The 11841-nt window shown below is 60.1% G+C and carries 9 protein-coding genes; 6 read left to right on the forward strand and 3 right to left on the reverse strand.

Going from position 1 to position 11841, the window contains the following annotated elements:
• The first annotated feature begins 1 nt into the window (after position 1).
• Both NK667_RS30005 and NK667_RS30010 read left to right on the forward strand, forming a co-directional pair.
• Positions 2 to 1870 (forward strand): c-type cytochrome, encoded by a 1869-nt coding sequence (locus tag NK667_RS30005; RefSeq protein ID WP_054616870.1) that lies wholly within the window; start codon positions 2 to 4, stop codon positions 1868 to 1870.
• A 27-nt stretch (positions 1871 to 1897) separates the two neighbouring features.
• Positions 1898 to 3148, forward strand: a complete 1251-nt coding sequence (locus NK667_RS30010; RefSeq protein WP_054616869.1) for a metallophosphoesterase family protein — start codon at positions 1898 to 1900, stop codon at positions 3146 to 3148.
• A 100-nt stretch (positions 3149 to 3248) separates the two neighbouring features.
• Here NK667_RS30010 and gbcA read toward each other — a convergent pair whose 3' ends face one another.
• Positions 3249 to 4544, reverse strand: a complete 1296-nt coding sequence (gene gbcA / locus NK667_RS30015; RefSeq protein WP_054616868.1) for a glycine-betaine demethylase subunit GbcA — start codon at positions 4542 to 4544, stop codon at positions 3249 to 3251.
• Positions 4545 to 4840: 296 nt separating this feature from the next.
• Here gbcA and gbcB point away from each other — a divergent pair, with 296 nt between their 5' ends.
• Positions 4841 to 5941 carry a glycine-betaine demethylase subunit GbcB gene (gbcB, locus tag NK667_RS30020; protein WP_054044210.1) on the forward strand — a complete coding sequence of 367 codons (1101 nt, stop codon included), beginning with the start codon at positions 4841 to 4843 and terminating at the stop codon, positions 5939 to 5941.
• 179 nt (positions 5942 to 6120) lie between these two features.
• On the opposite strand, the gene NK667_RS30025 is transcribed toward gbcB, so the two are convergent.
• Both NK667_RS30025 and NK667_RS30030 read right to left on the reverse strand, forming a co-directional pair.
• Positions 6121 to 6945 carry an SDR family oxidoreductase gene (locus NK667_RS30025; RefSeq protein ID WP_054616867.1) on the reverse strand — a complete coding sequence of 275 codons (825 nt, stop codon included), beginning with the start codon at positions 6943 to 6945 and terminating at the stop codon, positions 6121 to 6123.
• Between the two features lie 202 nt (positions 6946 to 7147).
• The gene (locus NK667_RS30030; protein WP_054616866.1) at positions 7148 to 8188 is read right to left on the reverse strand and encodes a threonine aldolase family protein; all 1041 of its coding nucleotides are present in this window, start codon (positions 8186 to 8188) and stop codon (positions 7148 to 7150) included.
• A gap of 131 nt (positions 8189 to 8319) precedes the next feature.
• On the opposite strand from NK667_RS30030, the gene NK667_RS30035 reads away from it, so the two are divergent.
• The 3 genes from NK667_RS30035 to NK667_RS30045 all read left to right on the forward strand — a co-directional run bounded on the left by NK667_RS30035 (position 8320) and on the right by NK667_RS30045 (position 11841).
• On the forward strand, positions 8320 to 9036 hold the full coding sequence (locus tag NK667_RS30035) for a TraX family protein (RefSeq protein WP_054616865.1): 717 nt from the start codon (positions 8320 to 8322) through the stop codon (positions 9034 to 9036).
• 277 nt (positions 9037 to 9313) lie between these two features.
• Positions 9314 to 10567 carry a serine hydroxymethyltransferase gene (gene glyA, locus NK667_RS30040; protein WP_054616864.1) on the forward strand — a complete coding sequence of 418 codons (1254 nt, stop codon included), beginning with the start codon at positions 9314 to 9316 and terminating at the stop codon, positions 10565 to 10567.
• A 23-nt stretch (positions 10568 to 10590) separates the two neighbouring features.
• Positions 10591 to 11841, forward strand: coding sequence for a sarcosine oxidase subunit beta (locus NK667_RS30045; RefSeq protein ID WP_007947735.1), 1251 nt, complete (start codon positions 10591 to 10593; stop codon positions 11839 to 11841).

An 11841-nucleotide genomic window follows, 5' to 3' on the forward strand; every position in this document is an offset into this window, starting at 1 on the left:
TATGGACAGTTACATCCGCTGGTTTCAACGCTTCATCTGGCTCGGCATCGTGATGAATATGTTCTTCGCGCTGCCAGCCCTGTTCGCCCCGGCGTTGCTGACGTCGATGCTCGGCCTGCCGCCGCAACTCTCCGATCCGTGGCTGGAAAACGCCGGCATGTTGCTGGTCGGCATCAGTGTTTTCTACATGCCGTCGGGCTTTAACGCGCCTCGCTTCGTGGTGCATTCGTGGTTATGCGTATTGTCGCGGCTGATCGCCGTGGCGTTCTGGATCTACCTGATCAACACCAGCAACCAGGCCACGGTGTTTGTGCCGATGTTCCTCGGTGATTTGAGCATGTTCCTGATCCTCGGGATCCTGCTGTACCTCGGCACCACGCCGGCCACGCGGCCCTTGGCGTTGCTCTGCGACGGCTGGCGGGAATGGCGCGCGGGCTGGGCGCTGCGCTGGCAAAGCCACGGCTTCAAGGTCGGCACGCTGATCGTGGTGCTGCTGGTCGGATTCATCGGTTACGAAACCTGGTACCAGATGCTGCGGGTGGTGCCGGCGGAGAAGTACGCATCCGACGAAGACCACTACAAATACGCCGCCATCGGCCTCGGTATCGAAGCGCGGATCCCGTATTACCTGTTCGCTGTGCTGCCGCAGATGTGCCCGGAAAAACTGCCGAAACCCGGCGGCTACGAGGTCTTCGGCTTCCTCTTCGAAAACGGCAAGGACCTGCCGATCGGCATGGCCAAGCGGCAGATCGGCTACCCTACCGTGGAGCCGAATTGCGCCCTGTGCCACACCGGTTCCTACCGCGCGAATGCCGGCGAAGTCGCCACGCCGGTGGCCACCGCGCCGGCCAATACCCTGCAACTGCAAGCCTTCCAGTGGTTCGCCTACGATTGCGCCAGCGACCCGAAATTCACCACCGACGCGGTGATGACGGCGATCAACGGCAAGTTCCAGCTCGGGTTTTTCGAGCGCTTGTACAACCGCTACCTGATCATCCCGATGGCCAAGAGCGCGCTGCTCGCGCAGAAACAGGCCTATGCCTGGCAGAAGCTGCGTCCACCTCAAGGACCGGGGCGAACCGACACGTTCAACCCGACGAAAATGGTGGTGTTCGGCTTCCCGGATGACTCGACCATCGGCACCGTGGACTTGCCGCAAGTCTGGAACCAGAAACCCCGGGAGTCGCTGTACCTGCACTGGGACGGCAACAACAACGACATCCACGAACGCAACTACGCAGCGGCCATGGCCGTGGGCGCGACGCCGGAATCGGTGCTGCCGGAAAGCTTCAACCGCGTGACCAACTGGCTGCTCGGCACCAAACCACCGGCTTGGCCGTGGGGACTGGATCAGACCAAGGTCGCCCAGGGTAAACCGATCTGGGACAAAAACTGCGCCGGTTGCCATGAGTTCGGCCGCACCGACACCGGCCAGGTCACCACCAACATCGAGGAACTGGGCACCGATCCCCATCGCCTGGACTCGTTCACCACCGGTCTGGTGACCGCGTTCCACGGCTTCAAGAAACCGCCGTTCGACTTCAACGCCTACCGCAAGACCCAGAGTTACAGCAACACCCCCACCGACGGCATCTGGATGCGCGCGCCGTACTTGCACAACGGTTCGGTGCCGACGCTGTGGGATTTGCTGCAACCACTGGAACAGCGGCCACAGGTGTTCTTCACCGGCTCCGACGTCTACGACCAGGACAAGGTCGGCTTCGTCACCAGCGGCGCCCAGGCCAAGGCTTCGGCGGACTTCAAATACGACACGCGATTGGAAGGCAACCACAACAGCGGCCATCTGTATGGCACGCAGCTGTCGGACATCGATAAACGGGCGCTCATCGAATTCATGAAAACCCTGTGATCCCACTACGGATGGAGGAATACCAACATGTCACTGGTCAGTCATTGGGAGCATGAGTACGACAAGGTCAAAGTGCGCCTGCACGGGCTGTACACGCGGCTGGAGATGTCATGGAAAAAACTCATCAGCGAGCTGGAACCCGAGGAGTTCCAGGCCATTGTCGCGCTGCTGCAACGCGGTCACGACCAGGCGCAATACGTGCTCAAGCACGGCGACCTGCCGGACGATGAACCGAGCGTGCCGTGGGAGTTGTCCCACGGCTTGTCGATCCTGCACATCGGCAACGCCACGCCGTTACCGCAATCCACCGACGACTTGCAAACCCGGGTGCTCAAGGACGGCAGTTTGCTCGGTTGTCGCAAATGGGAACTGCTGGATCTGCTGTGGAGCGAGGCGCTGCTCAAGTGGATTGAAAATCTTCGGCATCACGCGCCGTTTGCGACCACTCCGGCGCTGATGAAAATGGACAGCGATGTGATCCTGGCGATTGCCGGCGACTGGGGCACCGGACCCTTCGACAGCCATGCCCCGGCGGTGGCGGTGGCCAACCAGATGCAACTGGCCCAGGCGGATTTCACCGTTCACCTGGGGGACGTGTACTACGCCGGCACCCACTCCCAAGAAGACGTCGACATGGTCGGCTGGCCGATGGGCAAGCACGGCTCGTTCACGCTCAATTCCAACCACGAGATGTACAGCGGCGCCCACGGCTATTTCAAGGAACTCGCCAAGCGTTTCCCGACGCAGCAGGGCACCAGTTATTTCGCGTTGTACAACGATGATTGGGTTGTGATCGGGCTCGACAGCGCCTACGCCTCAGACGCGATCAACCTGTACATGGACGGCACGCTGAACCAGGAACAGATCGCCTGGATGAAAGAACTGCCCCAGCGCAAGAAGATCATGGTGCTCAGTCATCACCAGGGCTTTGATATCTCAGGGCACAACACCACGCCGTTGTTCAAAACGGTGTGTGATGCCTTGGGGCGTGAGCCGGATTATTGGTATTGGGGGCATTTGCACAACGGCATCTGCTACGCCGCTCAGGGGCGGTTGCATGCGCGGTGCGCCGGGCACGGGGCGATTCCGTATGGCAATGCCAGTGAGCTGGATGGGCATTCGCGGGTGTTGTGGTCGGAGACGCAGAATGCGGGGGATGAGGCGTATCCGCTGCGAGTGTTGAATGGTTATGTGAAGGTGAGGTTGGTGGGGGAGAACATCGAGGAGACGTTTATCGGGGAGGATGGGTCGGTGCGGTGGTCTTCATCAGCCCAATGATCTTGGGTGAATGAAAGATCGCTTTCGCGGGCAAGCCTCGCTCCTACAGGAGATCGTATTTCCCCTGTAGGAGCGAGGCTTGCCCGCGAAGCTTTTGCTGTTAGCCCTGAACCGGAACGCCTTTGAGGTACGGCGCAGGCTCAGCCCCCAAATTGCTCAGCAACCGCTCGCTGTACCAATCCACAAAGTTCACCACGCCAAACTCATAGGTCTTGGAGTAAGGCCCAGGCTGGTAAGCAGTGGAGTTGATCCCGCGCTGGTTCTCTTCGGCCAGGCGACGGTCCTGGTCGTTGGTCGCGTCCCAGACCTGACGCATGCGGTCCACGTCGTAGTCCACGCCTTCAACCGCGTCCTTGTGCACGATCCACTTGGTGGTGACCATGGTTTCCTGAGCGCTGATCGGCCACACCGTGAAGACGATGATGTGGTCGCCCATGCAGTGGTTCCACGAGTGCGGCAGGTGCAGGATGCGCATCGAACCGAGGTCCGGGTTCTTGATCCGGCCCATGAGTTTGGCGCAGCCCTGTTTGCCGTCGAGGGTCATCGACACGGTGCCCTTGAGCAGCGGCATGCGCACGATGCGGTTACGCAGGCCGAAACTGGCGTGGGCGTAAGGAATCTTCTCGGCTTCCCAGGCAGCAGCGGATGCGGCGACGTGGTCCTTGAACGCCTGGTCGGCGCGCGGGTCGGTGACGTCGTCCCATTCCAGCAGGGTTTTCAACAGTTCCGGGTGCGAGGCGTTGCAGTGGTAGCACTCGCGGTTATTTTCCAGCACCAGTTTCCAGTTGGCCTTTTCCATCAAGGTGGTGGTAATCGCCACCTTGGTGTTCTCCATGTCGTACGGTTCCATGTAATGGTTCAGCGTCGACAGGAAGTCATCAATGGCCGGCGGGTTCTCCGACAGGCTGATGAAGATGTAGCCGCCAGCGGTTTTCACGTTCACGGGTTTGAGGCCGTATTGCTTCATGTCGAAGTCGGCGCCCATTTCGGTGCCGGCGAACAGCAGGCGACCGTCCAGCTCATACGTCCACTGGTGGTAATGGCAGACCAGTTTGGCGACTTTGCCTTTTTCGCTGGTGCACAGACGCGAGCCACGGTGGCGGCAAACGTTGTGGAACGCATGGATCACGCCTTCGGCGCCGCGAATCACGATGATCGGGTTCTTGCCGACCTGCAGGGTCAAGTAGTTGCCCTTGGTCGGGATTTCACAGGCCATGCCGGCGATCAGCCACTCTTTCTGGAAGATCTCCTGCATATCGATATCAAACAGCCGCTCGTCAGAGTAAAACGGCTGCGGCAGCGAGTAAGTACGCTCGCGTTCTTGCAGCATCTGCGCGGTGGCCTTGCGTGCGGGTTCCAGCGGATCGCCCAGGCTGATTTTTGCGGTGACGTCCATCGATTTGATCCTCAAGGCCATTCTGTGTGGCCGGCGAAAAGTGGCTAATCAGGTTTGCTACGCAAGGTGTAAAGCCAGGTGTAAGGAATGTGTCTTGGTATGGGGCGAGTGTGGGGCCGCCGCATACCAGAACCTTATCCATGGGCGACATGGCCCAATCTGTTCCCGACGCGCAACCCCCGGTAGTTGGGGGCTGGTCGCGATAAGTATGTGAATGTCGCAGATAGGTAAATGGGTGGCTCGCGCTATACGCAGAATCTCCAACATAAGGCCGACCATCGGCGGTGGAGAACAGCATGTCCAACAGCTTCCTGAATCCGGTAACTACCCAGACCTGGGCCAATGGTCGACATATCGTCCGTTGCGTCAAAGTCATCCAGGAAACCTGGGACGTGCGCACCTTCTGCTTTATGGCCGATCAGCCGATCCTGTTCTTCTTCAAGCCCGGGCAATTCGTGACCCTGGAGCTGGAAATCGAAGGCGTGCCGATCATGCGCTCCTACACCATTTCCAGCTCGCCGTCGGTGCCGTACAGCTTTTCGGTGACGATCAAGCGCGTGCCGGGCGGCAAGGTTTCCAACTGGCTGCACGACACCCTGCATGAAGGCCAGGAGCTGGCGGTGCACGGGCCGGTCGGGCTGTTCAACGCCATGGACTTCACCGCGCCGAAAGTCTTGTACCTCAGCGGCGGCGTCGGCATCACGCCAGTCATGTCCATGGCGCGCTGGTTCTACGACACCAACGGCAACGTCGACATGGTGTTTATCCACAGCGCCCGCTCGCCGAAAGACATCATTTACCACCGTGAGCTGGAACACATGGCGTCGCGGATCGACAACTTCAGCCTGCACCTGATCTGCGAGAAGCACGGTCTGGGCGAACCGTGGGCCGGTTATCGCGGTTACCTGAACCACAAGATGCTCGAACTGATGTCCCCGGACTTCATGGAGCGCGAAGTGTTCTGCTGCGGCCCGACGCCGTACATGAACGCGGTCAAGCGCATGCTCGAAGCGGCCGGCTTCGACATGTCCCGCTATCACGAGGAATCCTTCGGCGCCACGCCACCGGAAGCCCGCGCCGATGCGGTGGAACAAGCGGAAATCGCGGCGGATGCGCCGGAAGTCGATCTGGCGGACCTGCATCAGGTCGAATTTATCTCGTCCGGTAAGAGCATTCGCGTGGCCCCGGGTGAAACCGTGCACGCGGCGGCGGCCAAGCTGGGTTTGCTGATTCCGAAGGCCTGCGGGATGGGGATTTGCGGGACGTGCAAGGTGTTGAAGCTGGGCGGCGAAGTCGAGATGGACCACAACGGCGGGATTACCGAGGAAGACGAAGCCGAGGGTTACATCCTGTCGTGCTGCAGCGTGCCGAAGGGCGATGTGCGGATCGAGTTCTGATAGCCGCCCAATAACCCCGTAGGAACTGTGTAGGAGCTGCGTAGGAGCTGTCGAGTGAAACGAGGCTGCGATCTTTTGACTTTGATTTTTTTAAAACAAGATCAAAAGATCGCAGCCTCGTTTCACTCGACAGCTCCTACACAGCTCCTACACAGCTCCTACAGGGCGGTTGTGAATACTCAGTCGACAAACAAGTCTGGCATCAGCTTGTCATCGGTGCCGGGCTCAAAGCGGTAGTGATCGAATTCGATCACCCCACGCTCCCGCAGAATCTCCTCATCAATCAACAACCGCCCGGTAATGCTGCGACCGCTGCTGTCCAGAATGATGTGCGCGGCATCCGCCATAATTGCCGGCGTTCGCGCATGTTTAAAGGATTCCCGCGAGCCAAGTTGAAACTCGATGGCAGCGGTGGCGATCATCGTCTGCGGCCATAGCGAATTAACGCTGATGCCGTAATTGGCAAACTCCTCGCTCATCCCCAGCGTGAGCATGCTCATGCCGTATTTGGTCACGGTGTAGGGACTGTATTGCGCGAACCATTTCGTCGCCAGATTCAGCGGCGGCGACAGGTTGAGAATATGACCCTGGGATTTTTTCAGATAAGGCAGGGCCGCCTGACTGCACAGCAACACCGCTCGGGTGTTGATCTGGTGCATCAGGTCGAAACGCTTGAGCTCGATGTGCTGAACCCCGGTCAACTTGATCGCCCCGGCGTTATTGATCAGCGCATCAATCCCGCCGAAGTGCTCATTGGCCTGGGCCAGCGCTTCCCGCACCGCGACTTCATCGCGCACATCCACCTGCAACGCCAGCGCCTTGCCACCCGCGTCTTCGACTTCTTTCGCCACACTGAAAATCGTGCCCGGCAGCTTGGGATGCGCCTCGGCACTCTTGGCCGCAATCACAATATTGGCCCCGTCCCGCGCGGCCCGCAGCGCAATCTCACGCCCAATGCCACGGCTGGCACCAGTGATGAACAGGGTTTTGCCTTGTAAAGACATGCGTGCGCTCCTGATTATTGTTATGTGAGCGGGAGGCTCGACAAACAATGTAGACCCGTAGGAGCTGTCGAGTGAAACGAGGCTGCGATCTTTTGATGTTGTCTTTTTAGAGCAAGATCAAAAGATCGCAGCCTTGTTTCACTCGACAGCTCCTACGGGGGCTACGGGTCTTACGGGACCTACAGGGGCGGGTTGAGGGGGCTTAGGCGCTCATGACTTCGCGGATGTCTGCGGCCAATTCGCGTACGCGCTCTTCTTCGGTGTCCCACGAGCACATGAAGCGGGCGCCGCCGTTGCCGATGAAGGTGTAGAAGCGCCAGCCCTTGGCGGTCAAGGCGGCGATGGCCGGTTCGGAGAGTTGCAGGAATACGCCGTTGGCTTGCACCGGGAACATCAGTTCCACGCCCTGGATGTCGCTGACCAGTTCGGCCAGCAGCTGCGCGCAGTGGTTGGCGTGTTTGGCGTATTTGAGCCAGGCGTGGTTTTCCAGGATGCCGACCCACGGGGCCGAGAGGAAGCGCATTTTCGAGGCCAGTTGCCCGGCCTGTTTGCAGCGGTAATCGAAGTCTTCGGCCAGTTTGTGGTTGAAGAACAGGATCGCCTCGCCCACGGCCATGCCGTTTTTCGTGCCGCCGAAGCACAGCACGTCGACCCCGGCCTTCCAGGTCAGGTCAGCCGGAGTGCAGCCGAGGAACGCGCAGGCATTGGAGAAGCGCGCGCCGTCCATGTGCAGGTTCAGGCCCAGCTCTTTACAGGTGATGCTGATGGCGCGGATTTCTTCCGGGGTGTAGACGCTGCCGACTTCCGTGGCCTGGGTCAGGGTCACGACGCGAGGTTTCGGGTAGTGGATGTCCTGGCGCTTGAGCGCGACTTCGCGGATCGATTCCGGGGTCAGCTTGCCGTTTTCAGTGCGAGCGACCAGCAGTTTGGAGCCGTTGGAAAAAAATTCCGGCGCGCCGCATTCGTCGGTTTCGACGTGGGCGGTTTCCGAGCAGATCACGCTGTGGTAACTCTGGCACAGCGACGACAGGGCCAGCGAGTTGGCCGCGGTGCCGTTGAACGCGAAGAACACTTCGCAGTCGGTTTCAAACAGTTTGCGGAAATCGTCGGACGCGCGAGCGGTCCATTCATCGTCGCCGTAAGCGCGCTGGTGGCCGTGGTTGGCCTGTTCCATGGCTGCCCAGGCTTCAGGGCAGATACCGGAATAGTTGTCGCTGGCAAATTGTTGGCTCTTATCGGTCATGGCCTGATTCCGTGTTCAAAACCCCTATGGTGAGGAGTCTTGTGGTCAATGATGGTGCGCACTTTACCGAAGATCGTCCGGGGAGCACACGCGGTGATGCTGTCAGAAAATTACACAATTGACGGGCAATTATGCACATGACGAAGAGGGACGGCGCGCTGGATTTGCTCAAGTGGTTGGCGCTGCTGAGCATGGTGCTCGATCACCTGCGATATGTCGGTTACTCCGTCGATTTTCTGTATGTGCCGGGGCGGCTGGCGTTTCCGTGGTTCTGCCTGGCGATGGCGGCAAATCTGTCTCGGGCGAGCGCCGGGCCGGCCGGCAATCAGTGGCGATATCTGGGATGGTTGATGCTGTTTAGCGCTATCAGCGAAATTCCCTATCGGTTGTTTATTCCTGATCCCGACACGTTAAACGTGATGCCCACGTTGGTGCTCGGCCTATTGGTGGCGCGTGGTTGGCAACAACCGACGCTGCCATCGCGCCTGCTGGCGGTGGGCGCCGTGTTGCTTGCTGTGCTATTCCCGGATCGACTGATGTTTGGTTTCTTTGGGGTTTTGTTGCCGCTGGCGATGCTGTTGGTGATTCGTCGGCCCTGGTATTTCAGCCTGCTGCCGGGGTTGGTGTGTCTGGCGGCGAATCAGTGGAGTGTGTTGTATGCCGCTGCGCGGATGGGCAATGGCGCGGCGATTTTCGGGATGGCCGCTTGTCTGGTTGCGCCACTGGCGGGTGTGCTCCTGTTGCGACATGCCGGTCGCCTCAAGCCGCCACCGATGCGGCGCTGGGCGTATGCGCTTTATCCCATGCACTTCTTACTGCTGCTCGCAGTACGTCAGATCATCGCCTAACCCCCCTGTGGGAGCGGGCTTGCTCGCGAATGCGCCGGGTCAGTCAACATCAGTGTCGGATGACCCACCGCATTCGCGAGCAAGCCCGCTCCCACAGGGGATCTCTGTCTGTTCGGGGAAGCCATTTCAACCCATGTCGTAAACGCACCTTTGCGTGGCGTCCATAGGCATTTGACCTGTCTGCGCCGGTCATACCATCGCATCCAAAGGGCACTGCCGAAAGGTACGTGCCTCACCGAGACGAAAGGCGCACAAAGCCGCCGCTGGGAGAGACGCGATGTTCAGCAAGCAAGACCAGATCAAGGGCTACGACGATGCACTGCTGGCGGCGATGAATGCCGAGGAGCAACGCCAGGAAGATCACATCGAGCTGATCGCGTCAGAGAACTACACCAGCAAACGCGTCATGGAAGCGCAAGGCAGTGGCCTGACCAACAAATACGCCGAAGGCTATCCGGGCAAGCGCTACTACGGTGGCTGCGAGCACGTGGACAAGGTCGAAGCCCTGGCCATCGAACGCGCCAAGCAATTGTTCGGCGCCGATTACGCCAACGTCCAGCCGCACTCCGGTTCTTCGGCGAACAGCGCCGTTTACCTGGCCCTGATCCAGGCAGGCGACACCATTCTGGGCATGAGCCTGGCCCACGGTGGCCACCTGACCCACGGCGCGAAAGTGTCGTCCTCGGGCAAGCTCTATAACGCCGTGCAGTACGGCATCGACACCAAGACCGGTTTGATCGACTACGACGAAGTCGAGCGTCTGGCCGTCGAGTGCAAACCGAAAATGATCGTCGCCGGCTTCTCGGCTTACTCCAAGACCCTCGACTTCCCGCGTTTCCGCCAGATTGCCGACAAGGTCGGTGCGCTGCTGTTCGTCGACATGGCCCACGTTGCCGGTCTGGTCGCCGCTGGCCTGTACCCGAACCCGCTGCCGTACGCCGACGTGGTCACCACCACCACCCACAAGACCCTGCGCGGTCCACGTGGCGGCCTGATCCTGTGCAAGGCCAACGAAGAGATCGAGAAAAAACTCAACTCCGCCGTATTCCCCGGCGCACAGGGCGGCCCGCTGATGCACGTGATCGCTGGTAAAGCGGTGTGCTTCAAGGAAGCGTTGGAACCTGGTTTCAAGGCTTATCAACAACAAGTGATCGACAACGCCCAGGCCATGGCCGGCGTGTTTATCAAACGCGGCTACGATGTAGTGTCCGGCGGGACTGACAACCACCTGTTCCTGGTCAGCCTGATCCGTCAGGGCCTCACCGGCAAAGACGCGGACGCCGCCCTTGGTCGCGCCCACATCACCGTGAACAAGAACGCTGTACCGAACGATCCACAGTCGCCGTTCGTGACCTCGGGCCTGCGCATCGGCACCCCGGCGGTGACCACTCGCGGCTTCAAGGTTTCCCAGTGCGTCACGCTGGCCGGCTGGATCTGCGACATCCTCGACAACCTCGGCGATGCCGACGTCGAGGCGAATGTCGCCCAGCAAGTGGCAGCCCTGTGCGCGGACTTCCCGGTTTATCGCTGAGCGCGGTTTTGGAGTAAATGACTATGCAACGCTATTCGGGCTTCGGCCTCTTCAAACACTCCCTCAGCCATCACGAAAACTGGCAGAAAATGTGGCGCACGCCGACCCCGAAAAAGGTCTATGACGTGGTCATCGTCGGCGGTGGCGGGCATGGTCTGGCGACCGCCTACTACCTGGCCAAGGAACACGGCATCACCAACGTGGCCGTGGTCGAGAAAGGCTGGCTGGGCGGCGGTAACACCGCACGCAACACCACCATCGTTCGCTCCAACTACCTGTGGGACGAATCGGCTCACCTGTACGAACACGCGATGAAACTGTGGGAAGGCCTGTCCCAGGACCTGAACTACAACGTGATGTTCTCCCAGCGCGGCGTCTACAACCTGTGCCACACGCTTCAAGACATCCGTGATTCCGAGCGTCGGGTCAGCGCCAACCGCCTCAACGGCGTGGACGGCGAATTGCTCGATGCCAAGCAAGTGGCCGACGAGATTCCGTACCTCGACTGCTCCAAGAACACTCGCTACCCGGTGATGGGCGCCACCGTCCAGCGTCGCGGCGGCGTGGCCCGTCACGATGCCGTGGCCTGGGGCTTTGCCCGTGCCGCTGACGCACTGGGCGTGGACCTGATCCAGCAGACCGAAGTGATCGGTTTCCGCAAGGAAAACGGCGTGTGCATCGGTGTGGAAACCAACAAGGGCTTCATCGGCGCCAAGCGCGTCGGTGTGGTGACCGCCGGTAACTCCGGGCACATGGCCAAACTCGCCGGTTTCCGCCTGCCGATCGAATCCCACCCGCTGCAAGCGCTGGTGTCCGAGCCGATCAAGCCGATTATCGACAGCGTGATCATGTCCAACGCCGTGCACGGTTACATCAGCCAGTCCGACAAGGGCGACCTGGTGATCGGCGCCGGTATCGACGGCTACAACGGCTACGGCCAGCGTGGTTCGTACCCGGTGATCGAGCACACCATCCAGGCCATCGTCGAGATGTTCCCGGTACTGTCCCGCGTTCGCATGAACCGGCAGTGGGGCGGCATCGTCGACACCACGCCGGACGCCTGCCCGATCATCTCGAAAACTCCGGTACCGAACATGTTCTTCAACTGCGGTTGGGGCACCGGTGGCTTCAAGGCAACACCTGGCTCGGGCAACGTATTTGCCGCGAGTCTGGCCAAGGGTGAAATGCACCCATTGGCCGCACCTTTCTCCATCGACCGTTTCCACAACGGTGCGTTGATCGATGAACACGGCGCTGCTGCGGTTGCCCACTAA

The sequence above is a fragment of the Pseudomonas nunensis genome (assembly GCF_024296925.1).
GTDB lineage: Bacteria > Pseudomonadota > Gammaproteobacteria > Pseudomonadales > Pseudomonadaceae > Aquipseudomonas > Aquipseudomonas nunensis.